Origin of the sequence: Rhabdothermincola sp. (genome assembly GCF_036846205.1) — a bacterium.
In the GTDB taxonomy this organism is placed as follows: Bacteria; Actinomycetota; Acidimicrobiia; order Acidimicrobiales; family Acidimicrobilacustridaceae; genus Rhabdothermincola.
This window is the reverse complement of sequence record NZ_DAIUCK010000003.1, coordinates 39,169-57,226: the sequence shown is the minus strand read 5'-3', so window position 1 is coordinate 57,226 and position 18,058 is coordinate 39,169. Positions and strand designations below refer to the sequence as shown.

Here is an 18,058-nt window from a genome sequence, read left to right as displayed (position 1 = left end):
CCGGTCGCGTTCAGCCGAGGATCATCTCGGCGAGCTGGGTTGCCTTGTCCGGCGTGGTGCCTCGGTAGATCTCGATGAACCAGTGGTCGTCGCCCTTCGCCGTGAAGACCCGGATGACCGACTGGCCGGTGGCGTCCTTGGCGACGAAGGCGCTGTCACCGAGCCCGGCCAGCGCTTCGACCGGGGTGATGGAGTCGCGGGTCATCGCCGTGTACTTCTGGGCGGAGATGGTCTGGGCCTGGGCCCCACCCAGCCCGTTGGCGGTGGTGTAGGCGCAGCTCGGGCCGTTGAACCCGGTCTCGGCTCGGCCGCTGGTGGAGATGGGCTTCGCTTCGACGATCTGCTCGCCGAGCAGGTTCGCCACCTCCGCCGCGGTGACCTCGGCGCACAGGTCGCGCGACGAGCTGGCGGAGGACTCCGACGTTCCCGATGAGCCGCCGGACGGCGATGCCGCGGATTCGTTGGCGTTCGAGGATGAGGTCGTGGAGGTCGATGACGAGGAGCTGCTCGAGCCCGAGCAGGCGGCCAGCCCGATTGAGCCGGCGACCAGCAGGGCGATGGTGCGGGTCTTCACGGTCGGTCCTTTCGTTCCGGGTGGAGGGGTGTGGCCGGGTGTGCCTCCGCGGAGTCCCCCGGCTCGCCGATCGGCTCGGTGGCCGTTTCCGGCGGTGCGAACACGTTCGGGACGGGCGCGGGGTCGAGAGCCCGAACCGCGATGTCGAGCATCGCGAGCTCGTCGTCGCTCAGGTCGAGTCCGGCGAGCGCGGTGCCCGGATCACGGAGGAGGAGCTCCCGGTACGCACGGTCACGCCGGGCGCGGCTCCAGATCGACACCACATCGACCACGGCCCGAGCGGATCACGCCGGACGCGGTCCGGTCATGAGTGGCAGGTACTCAATTCCGGGGCCAGCGGGTGTCGAGCGCTCCACTCAGCTCCCGGCGGGAGCGGATCCCGAGCTTGGCGAACACCCGGTAGAGGTGGTTCTCGACCGTCCGCTCGGAGAGGTAGAGCCGCTCGGCGATCTCCCGGTTGGTGTGCCCGTCTGCGGCGAGGCGGGCCACTTCGCGTTCTCGGGGGGAGATGCGCAGCGGGGACCCGGCTGGCCGGCGCGGGATGGCTGGTGGCCGGTCCAGCGGATCGAGGGTGTCGAGCAGCTCGGTGGCCCGGGCGGCGGCGTTGAGGTGCTGCCGGGACCGTCCGGCGGCCCGGAACGACTCGGACGCCTGCGTCCACGCCTCGGCGGCGAGGATCGGGAGGCCGAGCTCGCCGAAGCGGGTCGCGACGTCCGCCAAGGCCTCTGCGTCACCGCAGGCGACCGCAGCCAGATGGTCGGCCCGCACCCGGGACAGCCTCGATCCCAACGCCAGCGACCCGACGTGGGCCGACGCGGCCGCGGACTCGGACCGCAGACCCCACCGGGCCAGGAGGTGCAGGCACTCCAGCTCGGCGTGGGTTGCGCCGCCTCGTCGGGCGACCTCCGCTCCGGTGTCCACCGCGGCGAGCGCTCGGTCGAGGTCGCCTTCCCGCCAGGCCAGCAGCGCGGCTGACTGGTGCCAGCGGGGCTCGAGGAGACGGAACCCGTCGGGGCGGATCCGGCGATGGCGGTCCAGCTGGGCGCGGGCGGAGGTGACATCGCCTCGTTCCAGGGCCGCGAGCGCGGCCTGGATGCCCGCCCAGCGGGCCATGGCCGGGATGTTGGTGTCCCGCCACAGCACATCGGACTGCCTGGCGGCCTCGAGGGATGCCGTGAGGCGGCCGGCGAGCAGGCCGATCATGGACGACATCAACGTGGCCCACGCCCGGGCCTGCCGGGCAGGCTGGCGGACGGCCCCGTAGGTGAGCAGCTCCGAGAACGCCGTGGCCGCCGCCATGTCGCCGTCGACCAGCTCGGCGAACACCATGCTGACCACGTGGACGCCGGCGATCCCCGGGAGGTTCAGCTCTGCGGCCTGGCAGCGCTCGAAGCCCGCGGCGGCGATCTGCCGGGCCTGCGCGGGCTGGTCGATCGCCGAGAGGGAGGGACCCATGGCTCCGGCGGCCACCGCGGCGACCGCGTGGTTCGGATGCTCCACGAGCGGGCGGGCTCGGGTGATCGCCTGGGTGCTGCGGCCGTCGAGGGTCTCGAACATGGCGTGCTGGGCGTCGGCGAGGGCCGCGCCGTCGCCGACGCATGCTCGGGCTCGATCCAGCAGTTCGAGCGCTGATGCCAGGTCCTGGGGCACCCACCAGCGCAGGCTGGCCCATTCCACGATCACCGATGCCAGCTCGAAGGGCTCGGTGTCGTCGCGGCTGGCGCGCTCGTGGGCCCGGGCGAGCAGGACTTCGCAGCGGTGGTGGTCGCCGTCCTCCCCCCAGCACCAGCTCGCGAAGGCGGCCACCGAGGGGGATGCCCCGCGGTCGAAAGCCGCTTCGGCCAGGACCGCGGCCAGATGGGTGTCGCCGACCTCGACCGCCCGCCGGGCGAGCCGCTCGAGGTCCGCGGTGGTGAGCTCGACGGCGTCGGGGCCGGCATCGACGGTCCAGCGGGCGATGCGCAGGTCGAAGCCAGGGGGCATCGAAGGGGCGTGCACCGCGCTACGTACGAGCCGGCGGCTGACGCGCAGGCGAGCCAGAGCGGACAGACCGTTGCGCACCACCTCGCCGTAGAGCGGGTGGGCCAGATCGACCGTCACCAAACCGGCGGTGATCCGCGAGCTCACCAGCGCGTCCCGCTCCAGGCGGGCCATGACCTCGGGGTCGATCAGGTCGGTGGCCAGGTCCGAGGGGAGGCTGCCGGACACCGCCAGCAGCTCCACGGCTTCCCTGGCGCTGTGGTCGAGGCTGCCCAGCCGGGCGGTGATGAGGTCCTGGAGGGTCGGGGTCTCGATCAGGTGGCCACGAAGGTGCCACACCCCGTGGTCGTGGGCGATGGCACCGCCGGCGATCGATCCCGCCAGCAGCTCCCGCAGGTAGAGGACGTTGCCCGCGGCGGATCGCAGCAGGACCTCCGCGGTCCCGCGCTCGACCATCCCACCGAGCGCGGCGTTCATGAGCGAGATCAGGTCGTCGTCGGCGAGCTCCCCGAGATCGATCAGCTCGACCGGCCCGGTGGCCCAGAGGCGCTCCAGCGACGCCGGGGCGGGCTCGTCGCGCCGGACGGTGAGCAGCACGGTCGCCCATCCGCTGATCGCGGCGAGCTGCACGAGACCGGCCGAGACCGGGTCGAGGAGGTGGGCGTCGTCCACCGCCAGGATCGGGGGTGAGCCGTGGCTGGCTCGCAGGAGCTCCTCGAGGGTCGACGACGCGGCCTCACCCACTGCGGGGCCGATCAGGGGAGCGAGCGCACCGAGGGGGGTGTCGCGCAGCCCCGCGATGCCGGCCACCCGGTGGACGGGCCCGCGGGTGCTGCCGAGCGCCTCGTCGAGGAGGCGGGTCTTGCCCACCCCGGGGGCGCCCCGGATGGTGGCGCCGGTGCCGGCACGGATGGCGCGGCGGAGGCGTTCGAGCTCGTCCTGCCGGCCGACGAACGGCCACGCCGCCAGCACCCGCTCGCCCTCAGCCCGCATCGCGTGGTGAGTGTAGGGGGGAGGGGAGTGCCGTTCCGTGGTTGTGACGGGGCCGGCCGTGGTGTGGATGGGTCGCCGCCGAGGGACGGACATGAGGCGTCGCCGCACGCAGCGCTCCCCGGCGTGTGGACGGACCGGGCCGGTGGTGTCTGACGGTCAGCGGCCCAACGCGCTGTCGGGATCCGCGGCCTCGGCGATGGCGATCAGCGACTCCTTCACCAGACGCATCTTCTTCGAGCCGATGGTGGCGGCGTAGCCGCGCTCGATGTCGTCCATCTGTTCGAGGGCATCGAGCAACATCGTGCGACCCTTCGCGGTGTGCCGCACCAACACGGCTCGGCCGTCGGCGGGGTCTGGTGAGCGCTCGACCCACCCACGTCTCTTGAGCTCGGTGACCATCTGGCTGGCCGCCTGGCGGGTGACGCCGAGGCGGCCGGCCAGGCGGGCAATCCGAGTGCCGTCCGCAACCCGCCTTCGGACCGTGGTGCTCCTCCACGGCGCGTTCGCCGATCACCTCTCGCTCAGCCGCTGGGTCGAACGTCTGGGCCGCTGCCGGCCACGAGACCTGGGCTCCTGCCCGGCGGGGCCGTGCCGGGGTCGGACCCGAGCAGGCGGAGGGCTTGACCTTCGACGACTACGTGGACGACACGGTCGCCGTGCTCCACGCGCTCGGGCAGAGTGGCTCGCTCGACCACCCACCGATCCTGATCGGCCACAGCCTCGGCGGCTTGGTGGCGCAGCGGCTGGCCGAGCTCGGCCGGGCGGGTGCGATCGTCCTGCTGGCATCGGCACCGCCGGAGGCGTTGACGGCCCAGGAGATCGCCCTGCCGTACTTCGCTCCGCTCATGCCGACGATCATGAGCGGAGCGCCGTTCGTGGTCCCCGACGAAGCGTGTTCGGTGCTCGCCCTGAATCGCGTTCCGGAGTCCGACCGCCCGGCGATCCACGCCCGGCTCACCCCGGAGTCCGGTTTCGTGTACCAAGCGCTGCTGACGGGCGCCATCGCCATCGACCCGGGAGCGATCCAGGTTCCGGTGTTCGTCGCCGGTGGCGAGGAGGACCGCATCATCGCCCCGGAACAAGTGCGCCAGACGGCGCAGCACTACGGGGTCGAGCCACGCCTCTACCCGAACCACGGGCACTGGATCATCGACGAGCCTGGCACCGACGCGATCATCGATGACGTCCTGAGCTGGTTGGCGGTCGAGGCACCGTGACTCGGCTCCGACGTGGGCCGGCTGGACGCGTCCTCATCGGACACCGGCCGGTCCGGTTCGTCCAACCTCCTGCGACCAGGCCGACGACCGTCTGTGCAAGGTCGACGAGTAGGAAACCGATGACCCGAGCCTTCATCAGGCCCAGGGTGGTACACCGTCAGCCCTGCGACCGGGATCAGATCGCGACCCGAAGGCTGGCGGTCGTCCGTGCTGCTCACCGCGTGAGTCTCTCCCAGCCGGGTTCGGTCTGGGCGATCACATTCCGGCGAGCGGACGGCGGTGTACGGCGAGTGTGCGTACACTGGTGCCATGGCCGCGAAGGCAGAGACACGGGACGCGCGGCTGCACCTGCGGCTCTCACCGACCGATGACGGGCTCATCAGGGCGGCGGCCGAAGCGTCGCACCTGTCGATCACGGAGTTCGTCGTGCAGGCTGCCCGAGCATCCGCTGCCGAGACGCTGGCCGACCGCGACCACGTTGTGCTCGATGCGAAGACGTGGGACGCCTTGGAGCGCCGTGTGTCCCGGAAGGGTCGGCGCAAGGCCAAGACCGCCGAGCTCTTCGAACGCCCGTCGCCGTTCACGAAGTGAGCGGCGGCTTCACGCCGATCGAGCCGCTGAGCGCCGCTCATCGGCTCGACGACTTCGATTCCGGTGAGCCGGAGCTCGACGAGTGGCTGGTGCGACGAGGGTTGCGCAACCAGCTCGCCGGATTCTCCCGCACCTACGTCACGACTGATGGTGTCCGGGTCGTTGGCTACCACTCGGTGTCGGCCTTCGCTGTGCTCCGCTCTGATGCGACTGGTCGTGCTCGAGGTGAAGCGCCACGGCAGATCCCTGCGATCCTGCTCGGCCGCCTCGCCGTCGATCGAGAAGCTCGAGGCCAGGGTCTTGCTGCAGGGCTTCTCTGCCACGCGATGGAGCTGACCGTCGCCGCGAGCGAAACGATCGGCGTGAGGATGCTGGTGGTCATGGCGTTGCACCCGGGGGCGGCAGCGTTCTACGAGCGGTTCGGTCTCTCGCGTTCTCCGACGAACCCGTTGGATCTGATGATCACCGTCGCCGACATCGAGGCGTCGATGTGAGCGGCGAAGGTGCGCACCCCCGCTGCGTCGATCTCGAGTTGGTGTGATCGGGGTGGATCGGCGCCGATGCCACGAAACCGATCTACGAGCGCGATCTCGAGCTCGTTGATCATCTGGCTGGCCGCCTGGTGGGCGACACCGAGAGGGCCAGCCAAGGCGCGCAATCCGCATGCCCTCGGTGTCGATGTTGCCGAGCGAGCCGCGACCCTCGCTGGGTGGTCGGCCGACGGCGATCGCGGGTCGCTGGCTCATCGCGCCGAGCGGGGCGGATCGTGGCTTTGGGTCACCGAGGCGCCGGGAGCCTCCTCCCAGAAAGCTCGTCACAGCTACGCTCTACTGTCCGACACGAGGGAGGTGACTGTGACGCAGCAACGATCGATCCTTGAGCTTCGCCTCATGGGCCTCCCAGTGCCGGACGGCGAGATCCCACTCGCCCAGCTCGCCGAGCTAGCGCGCCACGCGCAGGAGCTTGCTCTTCGAACTGCTCGGGCGATTGTGGGCGCTGGCGGTCCGGGCAGGACCCGGCGAGACGTCGAGGCCAGTGCTCGGCTCACGCTCACCGGGGTGACGAAGGGAAGCACCGTTCTCGAACTGGCCGGTCCCCCGCGAGACGACCGACTGCCGCTTGGTGACGACTTCGCCGACCTCTCCGACCGGGTGTTCGACTTGATGGGCGACGCGTTCGATCGACTCGTCCAGGGCCTTGTTCCTGAGACGAGTCGTCCGGCACTCGAAAGCCTCAGCGGCCTGCTTCGAGCGGCCGCGCTCGAAGACACCGAGCTTGAGGTCGTGACCATCGTCCCCGGTCACGAGAGGCGACGTGCCCACCTCCACCCGACGGCGGCAGCGTCGATCGTGGAGTCCGCATTGCACTCCTACCGACCCGAGATTGTGCCCGCGGTCGTGACCGGTGAGCTGTACCGGGTCGATACCCATAGCGGGCGGTTTCGGATCGAGGATGACTTGGGGACGTCCATCGAGGTGGTTGTGGCCGGTGAGCCGAGCGCGGTCGCCGGTCTGGTTGGTCGTCGTGTCGAGGTGCGCGGTGAGGCTGAGTACGACCCGAACGGTCGGCTGTTGCGAGTCGGAAACGCGGTCGTGGCCTCGTCGCGGCCGGTCGTAGAACCGGGGCGCTTCACCGCGCCGCTGGACGTCGACGATCTCATCGCAAGTGCTCAGCCGTTCGACGCATCTGAAGGCGGGATCCAAGGCGTCGACGCCGATGAGATCGACGCTTTTCTGGCCGCCATCCGCTCGTGAGTCCGGGCGGTCCTGTCGTCGTCGACACAGACGTGTTCAGCCGCGTCGTGCTGACAACGGCCACGGAGGACTACCTCCGATTTCAGGCGACTCTCCAGGGTCGCCCGCTCGTGCTCGCCGCCCAGACGGTTGCGGAAGTCCGTGCCGGTGCGTTGATGCGTAAGTGGGGAGAGCGTCGGCTGTCGGAGATGGAAGCGAGGATCGGGCGCGTCGCCGTCGTCCCCGTCGACGACGAAATGTGCCGGGCGTGGGCTGCGCTGAAGGCGGAATGCGTGTCTGCTGGCCACGCCCTCGGCGACAAGATCCATGACAGTGATCGCTGGATCGCTGCTACCGCGCGGCTCCTCGAGTTGCCGCTCGCCTCCAACGACGGCATCTACCGGGACGCACCAGGGCTTACCCTGCTGACGTGACGGCGCCTGCCGAGCGGCAGCAGGACGTCGGCGGCCGAGTTTCTCCTGATCGCCCGGTAGCGCACGCCGTGCTGGAGCACCTGCTCTCGAGTGGAGCTGATGGGACTCGAACCCACGACCCCCTGCTTGCAAAGCAGGTGCTCTAGCCAGCTGAGCTACAGCCCCGAGGAGGGCTCAATCGTAGTGGTGGTGGCACCCCCTCACGAGCGCTGACCCGCTCGGCCCCCGTGTCCCGGTGGGATGCAGCCGGCGTGCGGTTGCTCGGGCCTTCGTCGAGGACGTTCGGGCGCTGCTCCTGGAGGAGCCGTTCGGCGCCCGCGGAGCCCTGACCCGAGCTTGCCTGTCAGGTACGGGAAAGGCGACGGACATGTGGGTGTCATCGGCTCAAGACACCCGGGAAACACCGCTTCCGTAGGTTCCCTCTAGCGCGCCGGGGCGCGCGACGGGTGATGGTTGTTCCCGCACTCGGTTCCTGTCGAGCGGGCCGGGCGGGGGCCAGCCATCCGACCCGTATCGCGAGCGACACGAAAGGAAGGAAGTGCTGTGCGAGTAGATCCTGGTTCTCAGCGGGACCCTTGCCGACCGACTCGTCAGAGGTCGTTCGTGCGAGCCGCGTTCGCTCCCAGGCGACTGGCGGCCGCGGTCGCAGCGGGCGTGATCCTCTCGGTGCTCTTCGTCGGCACGGCCATGGCCCAGGACGAGGGGCCGGTCACCGTGGAGACGGTCAGCGAGCACGTCGTCACGCTCACGCAGACGACCAACCTCACCTGGATCGTCATCGGCGCCGCGCTGGTGATCTTCATGCAGGCCGGCTTCGCCATGGTCGAGACCGGCTTCTGCCGGGCCAAGCACGCGGCGCACGTGGTGGCCACCAACTTCGCGATCTTCGGTCTCGGATTCGTGGGGTTCTTCCTCGTCGGGTTCGGGTTGATGTACGGGGGCTACAGCTACGTCCTCCCCGGCTTCGACTACGGCCTGGACCACGCCATCGGAGGCAGTGCCGCCAACCTCATCGGTTCGGGGCAGTGGGTGTTCCTCTGGAAGGGCGGGTTCGCCGGCTCGTTCTTCGACGGTGACAACCTCGCCTTCTCCGGCGCCGCCATGGCCTTCTTCCTCTACATGGTGGCCTTCATGGACACCACCGCCACCATCCCCACCGGCTCCATGGCCGAGCGCTGGAAGTGGAAGAGCTTCGTGTGGTGGGGCCTGTTCTGTGGCGCCATCTACTACCCGCTGTTCGGTGCCTGGACCTGGGGCGGCGGCTTCCTCTCCCAGCTCGGGAACTCACTGCACTGGGGCAACGGCTACGTCGACTTCGCCGGCTCGGGCGTCGTGCACGCCGTCGGTGGCGTCGCCGCACTCGCCGGGGCGATGGTGCTCGGCCCTCGCATCGGCAAGTTCACCAAGGACGGCAAGCCCCGAGGCATCCCGGGACACAACATCCCGATGGCCATGCTGGGCACGTTCATCCTGCTGTTCGGCTGGTTCGGCTTCAACGCTGCGTCGACGTTCGCGTCCAGCGATCCCCAGATCGGGATCGTGGCCGCCAACACGGCCATCGCCGCGGCGTTCGGCGGGGTGATCTCGATGTTCTGGATCACCCGACGGACCGGCAAGCCGGACCCGGCGATGATGGCCAACGGCATGCTCGCCGGTCTGGTCGCCATCACCGCCCCCTGCGCCTTCGTCGACCCCTGGGCGGCGGCGGTGATCGGCGCCATCGCCGGGGTGGTCGTGATCGAGGCCGTGTTCTTCATCGAGCGTCGGCTCAAGATCGACGACCCGGTGGGCGCGATCGCGGTGCACGGGGTCAACGGCCTGCTCGGGGTGCTCGCGGTCGGCATCTTCGCCAACGGCAAGTACGGCGCCGGCTGGAACCTGACCACCACCTTCACCGACGCCGAGGGCACACCCAAGGGGGTGACCGGCATCCTCTACGGCAGTGACGGATGGGGCCAGCTGGCCTCTCAGGCCCTCGGGGCGCTCGTCATCTGCACCGTCATCTTCGGAGTCGCCTACGCGTTCTTCAAGATCCAGAACGCACTCACCAGCGGCGGCATCCGCTCGGACGAGGCCGACGAGATCGCCGGCCTGGACCTTCCCGAGATGGGCGTGGTCGCCTATCCCGAGTTCGCCGGTGCGGGGGACAGCTACTCCTCCCCCGACGCCTCGGTGTCCGCCGGCTCGAGTCGAGCCCCCACCAGCGCCGGCTGATTCCCCCGTCAGCCCCGGTCCCGGGCCCGGTGGTCGTTCGGCCACCGGGCCCGGCCGCGCCCGGAGCCGCCGAGCCACGATGCTCGGAGGAGGACGGCTGCGGGACGACTGGCGATCAGGGAGCGCTGCGGCAGGGTCGGCCGGTCTCGCAGACGTCGATCAGCTCACCGGTGGTGAGGAAGTGCGAGACCATGCGCAGCACCGCCGGATCGTCCCGCCCCTGGCCGTGGGGGTCCTTGCCCGCCCGGTTCGGCATGTTCGCCACCGGCGGGGCTGGGGTGCCGAAGTCCCACATCACGTACGCCGAGCCCGCATAGGGGAACGAGTCGATCGTCTCGATGCCCCAGAACGGTGGGTCCGCCGGCGACCGCCCGTCCGCGAGCCCCGGAGCCCGGAGTCGTAGCCCCATGGTGCGTGCCATCACGTCGGTGGCCCAGTTCGTCACCTGATGGTCGCCGAACGCCGCGAACACCAGCACCTTCTTCGCCGGGGAACCGGGCAGGGGATCAGCGGTCAGGTGCGCGGCGTACCCGTCGTTCTCGCCCCGGTCCCACAGCATCTGCACCAGCGCGAAGTTCAACTGCTGCACGAGCGGGTCGGGATAGGGGGCGTTGAACAAGGGTGCGAAGTCGTCGAAGTCGATGCTGCGCTGCAGGAGCGTCGAGTAGTTCATGCCCGGCACCCCGAGGAAGACGGTGTCCCAGTCCGAGGCCACCGCGCTCAGGGCACCGCCGATGATCCCTCCCTGGCTGTTGCCCACGTAGGCCAGATCCCGTCCGAGCAGCGGCGAGCCGTCCGCCCGCTGGAACGCGGGGTCGGTACGCAGACCGCCCGGGCTCTGCATGGCCCGACCGAGCGCCAGGACGTTGACCATCGCCTGCTGCAGGCGGTCCGGGATCATGCGGAAACCGCTCAGGTCGGACAGCATCCCGGCGATCGGTCCGACGTCCTGGGCGGCCATGCCGATCCAGTCGGTGGCACAGACCACCGCGTTCAGCTCGTCGCCGACGGCTTCCCCGACGCCGCGCCCTTCGAAGCGGCTGCCGAGCAGCCCGTGCCCGTAGAGCACGTCGATCGGCTCGGCCTGCTCGGCGGTGGTGGGGATCACGCACACGAACGGTGCGTCGAGGGTCCCGTCGACGGTGGGCACCCCATCGGGGTTGTCGCCGTTGTTGAGCACCGACCCCGGCGCACCGCCGTCGGTGAGGAAGTTGGGCACCTGCACCGATCCCTCGACCACCCGCAGCACTCCCGATCCGGACTCACCCGGTGTCACCGCGGTGACCGTGAACGGTGGTGAGGTCGTGTCACCCGGCGGCACCGCCGCGTCGCGCATGGCCAGCACCCGGCCGGTCAGGTTCTGGGTGGAGGCGACCGTGAAGTCCCAGGCCAGGTACAGGTCGTCACGGCCGACGCCCGCGGCCTCCAGGGTGGCGAGCACCGCGTCCATGGCCGGCCGGCGATCCTCGACCGCCGGGTCCGTGCTGGCGGTGCCGTCGCGCAGCGCGGCGAACGCCGGTGACGGGTCGATGGTGGAGCCGTCGGCTCGTCTCAGGTTGCGGAGGGCCACCACGTAGCGGTGACCCTCCTGGAAGTTCACCGCCGGGCGGATCAGCAGCGCACCCTGTCCGGGCGGCGCATTGGCGTCGAGCTCCGCCCAGAACGGGTGGCGGTCGCCGGTCTCGGCGTCGACGATGACGATCGGTGTGTCGCTGGCCAGCGAGCGGGCGAGATCGGTCAGGGCCGGTGCGCCGGTCACGGCCAGGTCGAGGTCCCGCACGTAGAGCACGATCGGCCCGCCGGGGCTGAACCCGTCGTTGCGGTTCCACTCGGTGGGGTCGATCGCCACCCCCGAGGTGTTCACCGGCATCGAGCCGCGAGCGAAGGCCACCCGCAGGCCGGTGGGTGTCGCCGGGTCGGGGCGGGTGAAGGTGTTGCTCGGGAACGGGAACAGGCAGTGGCCGGCGTCGAACAGCTCGCAGTCCCGGGTCGGCGGGTAGACGGCGGCGATCGTCGTGGGGGTCGTGGATCGAGTGCCGGCGGTCTCGTTCGTGGTGCAGGCCGCCACGAGCAGCGCCGCTCCCAACGCGGCGGCGGGCAGGACACGTCGATGTCGGCGCTCGGTCTTCACAGGACCCCCCTCGTCCGGATGGCCGGAGCGTACCGGGCCTCGTCGGGCGTGGTCCGGCGCTCGGCGGTGGTGCCACGATGTCGGCCATGGAGTCCGGCGGCGACCCGGCCGAGCGTTCGGGGCACGCCCACGCGCCCGCCCAAGCGCACGCCCACGCTCACGCTCACGGGGCCGCGGTGAGGGCGGGGGCGCGTCACCTGCGGCGGTTGTGGATGGCGTTCGCGCTGATCGCCGTGTTCTTCGTGGTCGAAGCCGTCGGTGGCCTGCTGACGAACTCCCTGGCCCTGCTCTCCGACGCCGCCCACATGCTCACCGACCTGCTGGGCCTCGGCATGGCCCTCGCCGCCATCCACGTCGCCAACCGACCCATCCAGCGGGCCCAGCACACCTTCGGTCTCTACCGGCTGGAGATCCTGGCCGCGCTGGCCAACGCGGTGCTGCTCCTCGGGGTCGGGGTGTACGTGCTCGTCGAGGCGATCCAACGGGTGCGGCATCCCGAGGAGGTCCTCGGCGTCGAGATGCTCGTGATCGCGGTGGTGGGACTGGTGGTCAACGTGGTCGCCATGGCCTGGTTGCGGCCGGGCTCGAAGGAGAGCCTCAACGTGCGGGGTGCGTACCTCGAGGTCCTCGCCGACCTGCTCAGCTCCGTCGGGGTGATCATCGCCGCCGTGATCGTGGGATCGACCGGCTGGACCTACGCGGACCCGCTGATCGCCGCCGCCATCGGGCTGTTCATCTTCCCCCGCACGTTCCGTCTCGGCGGCCAGGCCCTCCGCGTGCTGGTGCAGGCCGCACCGCCGGGCATCGACGTCGAGGAGGTGCGGGCCCAGCTCGCCGCGCTGCCCACGGTGGTGGACGTCCACGACCTGCACCTGTGGACCCTCACCTCCGACATGGAGGTGGCGTCCGCCCACCTGATGATCACCGACGGGGCCGACAGCCACGCGGTGCTCGACCAGGCCCGGGCGGTGCTCGCAGGTCGCTTCGGCATCGATCACGCCACCCTGCAGGTCGAGCCCGAGTCGCACACCGGCTGCGACGAGGTGACCTGGTGAGCGGACCGGCTCAGCGGCCGGAGCGGCCCGCCGCGTCCTCGGTGACCGGGCTCCGGCGGTCGGCCGGCGGGTCGCCGATGGCGTAGAACTTCCCGCCCCGGGTTCCGACGAAGATCCGGCCCTTCCACACCGCGGGGGTCGACTCGATGCAGCCGTCGAGCTTCACCGACCACAGCTCGGGCGGGTCCCGGCGGGTGTCGCGCACGTCGTAGGCGTGGAGGTTGCCCTCGCAATCCCCCTCGATGAGCACGTCGTCGACCACCACCGGGGACTGCCAGGTCTGGCTGCCGAGGTCCTTTCGCCACACCACCTCGCCGGTCATGCGGTCGATGCCGAGCAACTCGCCCGCGTTGGTGGGCACGTAGACCATGTCCTTCCAGATCGCGGGGGTCCCCCAGACCCCGCTCTTGCCCGGCTTCTGGTCCTTGACCGACCACACCAGCGGGTCGTCGGGCTTGCGGGGATCGAGCTTGAGGACCTGGCCCACCTCCCGGGCCCGAGCGTTGCCCCGCTCGAACTCCGCCCCCACGTAGAGGAACCCCTCGGCGTCGACCACGATCGAGGCGTCGACGTCGTCACCGGTCCAGTAGCGGAAGACCCGGGTGGGGCGCTCGCCGTTCTTCAGCCCCGAGATGTCCCATCCCTGGACCAGCCCGCCGCTGTTGGCGAAGTAGACGGTGTTGCCGGAGATGGCCACCGAGTTCTCGATCGACACCTGGTTGTCGCCCACATCGCTGAGCAGCTGGGAGTCCCAGCCCGGGGTGTTGAACACGAGCTTCGGGTCGACGGTCACCTTGCCGTCAGGTCCGTAGCCTCGATTCAGCTTGACGATGTGGAACTGGCTGTTCTCGCCGCCCTCGAAGAGGTAGTCGTCGATGATGAGCCCGGAACCGTCCCAGTCGTCGTTCCACAGGGTGGGGCTGACCGCCTTGGCGTGGATCTTCCACAGTTCGACGGGCTGCTCGCGGTCCAGGGCGATGATCCGGTAGTAGTTGTCGCGCGAGCCGGTGTAGAGGAGCGGGTAGCCGTCCGGGTCGACGGTCACCGAGCCCTTGATGATGTCGCCGGTGCGGAAGTCGGGCAGCAGCCGGGCCCCGGACTCGTAGTCGAGCCAGTGGACCGCGTAGTCGTACGCCCCGAACGCCACCCAGGTCCTGCCGTCCCGGTGCTCCCAGACTGAGGGTTGGCCGGTCCAGCCGGTGCCGCACCAGGTCTGCGTGCCGCTCCCGTCGGTGGAGGCCCCACACATGCCGCCCTCGGCGGGGAAGCTCCACAGCACGACGGGGTTGGTGGGCACGGGGCCCACGCCGTAGAAGCTGCGGGTCGGGTTGCCCCGGAAGGTCAGGATGCCGGGCACGGTCTCGCTCCACGGGCGACCCGACGACGCGGGGTTGACCCAGCCGTCGAAGGGGGGCAGCGGCGCCAGTGTGGATTCGGTGCTCACGGGCGACGGATCGTCCCCGGCATCGGTGGCGTCTCCCGACGGTCGGGCGGCGAGGTCCTCGTCACCGCCGCCACCCGAGTCCACCACCGCCACCACACCCCAGGCGGCGAGCAGGGCGGCGAGGATGATCACCGGGACCAGCCAGGGACGCCCCCGTTCGGGTGGGCGCCGCACCGGTGGGGTCAGGCCGAGATCGGCCAGGCGCACCGGGCCGCCTCGGGGGGCCCGTTCCCGATCGGTCATGGGTTCACCCCACGCTTCCCTCCGCCACGAGACGTTCGAGCAGCAGCTCAGGATGCTCCTGTTCCAGGCGCTCCACCCAGTACTGGCTCTCGAACAGCGCCAGAAGGGTACCGTCGGCCCGCTCCAGGATCCGGACACCGCGCATGCCTCGCAGCGAGTCCGCGCTCGAGCGGTCGGTGCGGCGGACCAGCCGGAAGCTGGTCGGGCTCAGCTCGGCTGGCGCGCCGAACTCGTGCTCGAGGCGGTGCAGGGCCACGTCGAACTGCATGGGGCCGACCGCGGCGAGCACCGGTTCCTGGTCGCCCAGGTCGGGGTCGCGCAGCACCTGCACCACACCCTCCTCGTCGAGCTGCGCGATGCCGCGGCGGAACTGCTTGAACCGGCCGGTGTCGCGTACCCGGGCCACCGAGAAGTGCTCGGGGGCGAAGCTCGGGATCGCCGGGAAGGTCACCGGCTCGTCGAGGAACAGGCTGTCGCCGACCCGCACCTCGGTGGCGTTCACCAGACCCACCACGTCCCCCGGGTACGCCTCGTCGATGGTCTCGCGCTCCTGGCCGAAGACCTGGTGGGCGTACTTGGTGGCGAAGGGCTTGCCGGTGGGGCCGTGGGTGACGACCATCCCCCGCTCGAAGCGGCCCGAGCAGACCCGCACGAACGCGATGCGGTCCCGATGTGACGGGTCCATGTTGGCCTGCACCTTGAACACGAAGCCGGAGAACGGCGCGTCCAACGGGCGCGGCGTGCCGTCCGCGTCGAGCCTGGGGCCTGGGGCGGGGACCAGGTCCACCACCGCGTCGAGCAGCTTGCGCACTCCGAAGTTGGTCAGCGCCGAGCCGAAGAAGGTCGGGGTGGACTCCGCGGCGAGGAAGGTCTTCGGGTCGAGGTCCGCGGCCACGGAGTCGAGCAGCTCCAGTTCCTCTCGGGCCCGGTCCCAGGCTTCGCCCTCCTCGCCGGCAGCCCGTTCCGCCTCCACGAGCTCTTCGGGTGCTTCGGTCGCGCCCCGGCTGACCCGAGTGAAGCGGGTGTAGCGGCCGTCGCGCCGGTCGATCACCCCGCGGAAGTCACCGGCGATGCCCACCGGCCAGGTGACCGGGGTGGCCACGAGGCCGATCTGCTGCTCGATCTCGTCGAGCAGCTCCAGCGGGTCACGACCGGGTCGATCCCACTTGTTGACGAACGTGAGCAGCGGCAGGCCGCGCTGGCGGCACACGTCGAACAGCTTGAGGGTCTGGGGCTCGATGCCCTTGGCCGCGTCGAGGACCATCACCGCGGCGTCGGCCGCGGCGAGCACCCGGTACGTGTCCTCCGAGAAGTCACGGTGCCCGGGGGTGTCGAGCAGGTTGACCACGTGGTCCCGGTAGGGGAACTGCAGGACGGTGGAGGTGATGGAGATGCCCCGCTGGCGCTCGAGCTCCATCCAGTCCGAGGTGGCGGCTCGGCGACCGGCCCGGGCCTTGACCGCGCCGGCTTCGGCGGTGAGCGCACCGCCGTAGAGCAGGAACTTCTCGGTGAGGGTGGTCTTGCCCGCGTCGGGGTGCGAGATGATCGCGAACGTGCGCCGGCGCGCCGCTTCCGCGGCCGGTGTGGGAGTCACCGGACCAGGCTACCGGCGGCCGCGCCCCGTCCTTCGAGCGCGATCCACCGGGTCGAGGATCAGGCGATGGCGTCGTAGCAGGCCGTGACCAGCCGGAAGCTGCGGGGGTCGCCCGCCAGGCCCAGATCCATGCGGTTCATCACGTAGCCGAAGGCGAGCTCGGCGTCGGGGTCGGCCCAGCCCATCGAGCCACCGGCCCCGAAGTGCCCGAAGCTGCGGGGGCCGCCCAGCGCGACCATGCTCGACCGGAGCATGAAGCCCAGCCCGAACTGGATGTCCATGTCCATGAGCACGGTGTTCGGGCCGGTGGTGCGCTGCTCGGTGGCCCGCTTCACCTGCTCCTCGGTGAGGATGCGGACGCCGTCGACCTCACCGAGGCACGCCGCGTAGAGGCGGGCGACCGATCGGGCGTCGGTGACCCCGTTGGCCGCGGGGACCTCCGCAGCCCGCATGGCGCGCGAGTTCCACACGTCCTGGTCGGTGAGCGCGCCGCCGGGGGCGAACAGGGCCTTGCCGAGCGGGGTGTCGGGACCGAGGAACGTGGCGATCATCTGTGCCACTGGGTCGTCCCCCGGGTTGGCGAGCATGTCGACCGAGATGCTGGCGGGGATCATCGACTGCAGCCGGGCCACCCGGTGCTCCTCGGATTCCGGCAGCCCGATCCAGAAGTCCGCCCCGAGGGGCTCGGCGATCTCCTCCCGGAGGTAGGTGCCCACGCTGCGGCCCGCGATCCGGCGTACCACCTCGCCGACCAGCCACCCGTAGGTGGTGGCGTGGTAGCCGTGCTGGGACCCGGGCACCCAGGCCGGGTGCTGGTTCTCGAGGGCCTCGATCACCGGTTCCCACGAAAGGGCTTCCTCGGCGGTCATGTCGCCGTCGACCCAGGCCAGTCCCGCCTGGTGGGAGAGCAGGTGGGCGACGGTGATGTCGTCCTTGCCGTTCTTGGCGAACTCCGGCCAGTAGGTCGCCACCGGGGCCTCGACATCGAGCCGGCCCTCCTGGGCCAGCTTGTTGGCGCACATGGCGGTGGCGCCCTTGGTGGTGGAGAACACCAGGATGATGGTGTCCTCGCGCCAGGGGGCGCCGGTCTCTGCGTCGGCTGTCCCACCCCACAGGTCGACCACCTTCTCGCCCCGGTGGTAGGCGCTGAACGCCGCGCCGATCTCGAGGCCCTCCGCGAAGTTCTGCTCGAAGGCGGCGCGCACGGCCTCGAAGCCCGGTGCCACCTCCCCTTCGATGTCGGCCATGTGCCCTCCTGTGATCCGCTGGTCCGCACCGGCCCGGGAGCCGGGTGCCTGTGCTGCGACGGTAGCCGTTCTCGCTCGCGCGCTCAGCGGGCGTCGCGGCAGTCGGCGCAGGTGCCGACCAGGTCGAGGCGGTGGTGCGCGGTCGAAAAGCCGGTGTCGGCCCCCACTTGCTGGGCGGCCTCCGCCAGCAGCACTTCCAGGGCTGGGTCGACCGTGAAGTCGGCCACGTCACCGCAGGAGGAGCAGATGAGGTGATGGTGGTGGCCGGCGAGCTCCTCGGTCAGCTCGAACCGGGTGAACTCGTCGGTGCCGATGACCCGGTGCACGATCCGGGCCTGCTCGAGGACCGCCAGGTTCCGGTAGGTCGAACTCTGGGCCAGCGTCGGCACCCGCGCCAGCAGCTCGGCGATGGTCAGCGGCCGGGGGGCTTCGGCCAGGGCGGCCACGATGGCCCGGCGGCCGGCGGTGTAGCGCTGGTCGTCGTGGCGGAGGCGTTCGGCGGCGGTGCGGTGGACGTCCACCGGGTTGCTGGTGCGGTCGGGCTCGTGCGTCGATCCCACCATCGCAGCCTACCCACGTGATGAGAATTGGTGAGAAAAGCCACGTAG

Annotated in this window: 16 protein-coding genes, 1 tRNA gene and 1 pseudogene; 7 read left to right on the top strand and 11 right to left on the bottom strand. The window is 70.6% G+C overall.

From position 1 onward, the window contains the following. Positions 1 to 10 precede the first annotated feature (10 nt). The 5 genes and pseudogenes from V7004_RS00990 to V7004_RS15795 all read right to left on the bottom strand — a co-directional run. Positions 11 to 574, bottom strand: a complete 564-nt coding sequence (locus tag V7004_RS00990; RefSeq protein ID WP_334141236.1) for a DUF3558 family protein — start codon at positions 572 to 574, stop codon at positions 11 to 13. After that, a complete protein-coding gene (locus V7004_RS00985; protein WP_334141234.1) occupies positions 571 to 846 on the bottom strand; it encodes a hypothetical protein in 276 nt (91 codons plus the stop codon). Before V7004_RS00985 ends, V7004_RS00990 begins: the two co-directional genes overlap by 4 nt. Positions 847 to 895: 49 nt before the next feature. After that, positions 896 to 3,547: a LuxR C-terminal-related transcriptional regulator gene (locus V7004_RS00980; protein WP_334141232.1), complete on the bottom strand. Its 2,652-nt coding sequence runs from the start codon at positions 3,545 to 3,547 to the stop codon at positions 896 to 898. A gap of 156 nt (positions 3,548 to 3,703) precedes the next feature. Beyond that, complete coding sequence (locus V7004_RS00975; RefSeq protein ID WP_334141231.1) at positions 3,704 to 3,847, bottom strand: hypothetical protein; 144 nt, start codon at positions 3,845 to 3,847, stop codon at positions 3,704 to 3,706. 18 nt (positions 3,848 to 3,865) lie between these two features. Beyond that, positions 3,866 to 3,997 (bottom strand): annotated as a pseudogene (locus V7004_RS15795) (MarR family transcriptional regulator); the annotation flags it as partial. A gap of 59 nt (positions 3,998 to 4,056) precedes the next feature. Between V7004_RS15795 and V7004_RS00970 the strand changes: the two are divergent. The 5 genes from V7004_RS00970 to V7004_RS00950 all read left to right on the top strand — a co-directional run bounded on the left by V7004_RS00970 (position 4,057) and on the right by V7004_RS00950 (position 7,522). Next, positions 4,057 to 4,764 carry an alpha/beta hydrolase gene (locus tag V7004_RS00970; RefSeq protein WP_334141269.1) on the top strand — a complete coding sequence of 236 codons (708 nt, stop codon included), beginning with the start codon at positions 4,057 to 4,059 and terminating at the stop codon, positions 4,762 to 4,764. 309 nt (positions 4,765 to 5,073) lie between these two features. Further along, on the top strand, positions 5,074 to 5,355 hold the full coding sequence (locus V7004_RS00965; RefSeq protein ID WP_334141229.1) for a type II toxin-antitoxin system TacA family antitoxin: 282 nt from the start codon (positions 5,074 to 5,076) through the stop codon (positions 5,353 to 5,355). After that, positions 5,352 to 5,849 (top strand): GNAT family N-acetyltransferase, encoded by a 498-nt coding sequence (locus V7004_RS00960; RefSeq protein ID WP_334141228.1) that lies wholly within the window; start codon positions 5,352 to 5,354, stop codon positions 5,847 to 5,849. The genes V7004_RS00965 and V7004_RS00960 overlap by 4 nt, the downstream gene beginning before the upstream one ends. Before the next feature lie 564 nt (positions 5,850 to 6,413). Continuing rightward, the gene (locus V7004_RS00955) at positions 6,414 to 7,109 is read left to right on the top strand and encodes a hypothetical protein (RefSeq protein WP_334141226.1); all 696 of its coding nucleotides are present in this window, start codon (positions 6,414 to 6,416) and stop codon (positions 7,107 to 7,109) included. Continuing rightward, entirely contained in the window at positions 7,106 to 7,522 is a 417-nt protein-coding gene (locus V7004_RS00950) for a PIN domain-containing protein (RefSeq protein ID WP_334141225.1), read from the top strand. Before V7004_RS00955 ends, V7004_RS00950 begins: the two co-directional genes overlap by 4 nt. 91 nt (positions 7,523 to 7,613) lie before the next feature. Here V7004_RS00950 and V7004_RS00945 read toward each other — a convergent pair. Next, a tRNA-Ala gene (locus V7004_RS00945) sits at positions 7,614 to 7,687 on the bottom strand. 438 nt (positions 7,688 to 8,125) lie between these two features. Here V7004_RS00945 and V7004_RS00940 point away from each other — a divergent pair. Continuing rightward, positions 8,126 to 9,736 (top strand): ammonium transporter, encoded by a 1,611-nt coding sequence (locus V7004_RS00940; protein WP_334141223.1) that lies wholly within the window; start codon positions 8,126 to 8,128, stop codon positions 9,734 to 9,736. A gap of 115 nt (positions 9,737 to 9,851) precedes the next feature. Here the strand turns inward: V7004_RS00940 and V7004_RS00935 are convergent, their stop codons facing one another. Next, positions 9,852 to 11,867, bottom strand: a complete 2,016-nt coding sequence (locus V7004_RS00935; protein ID WP_334141221.1) for a hypothetical protein — start codon at positions 11,865 to 11,867, stop codon at positions 9,852 to 9,854. An 86-nt stretch (positions 11,868 to 11,953) separates the two neighbouring features. Between V7004_RS00935 and V7004_RS00930 the strand changes: the two genes are divergently transcribed. Beyond that, positions 11,954 to 12,922 carry a cation diffusion facilitator family transporter gene (locus V7004_RS00930; protein ID WP_334141219.1) on the top strand — a complete coding sequence of 323 codons (969 nt, stop codon included), beginning with the start codon at positions 11,954 to 11,956 and terminating at the stop codon, positions 12,920 to 12,922. Between the two features lie 10 nt (positions 12,923 to 12,932). On the opposite strand, the gene V7004_RS00925 is transcribed toward V7004_RS00930, so the two are convergent. From V7004_RS00925 to V7004_RS00910, 4 genes are all read right to left on the bottom strand, one after another. Further along, positions 12,933 to 14,609, bottom strand: a complete 1,677-nt coding sequence (locus V7004_RS00925) for an outer membrane protein assembly factor BamB family protein (RefSeq protein ID WP_334141217.1) — start codon at positions 14,607 to 14,609, stop codon at positions 12,933 to 12,935. A gap of 4 nt (positions 14,610 to 14,613) precedes the next feature. Continuing rightward, on the bottom strand, positions 14,614 to 16,203 hold the full coding sequence (locus V7004_RS00920; protein WP_334141216.1) for a peptide chain release factor 3: 1,590 nt from the start codon (positions 16,201 to 16,203) through the stop codon (positions 14,614 to 14,616). A 59-nt stretch (positions 16,204 to 16,262) separates the two neighbouring features. After that, entirely contained in the window at positions 16,263 to 17,450 is a 1,188-nt protein-coding gene (locus V7004_RS00915; protein ID WP_334141215.1) for a serine hydrolase domain-containing protein, read from the bottom strand. 83 nt (positions 17,451 to 17,533) lie between these two features. Further along, positions 17,534 to 18,010, bottom strand: a complete 477-nt coding sequence (locus V7004_RS00910; RefSeq protein WP_334141212.1) for a Fur family transcriptional regulator — start codon at positions 18,008 to 18,010, stop codon at positions 17,534 to 17,536. Positions 18,011 to 18,058 lie beyond the last annotated feature (48 nt).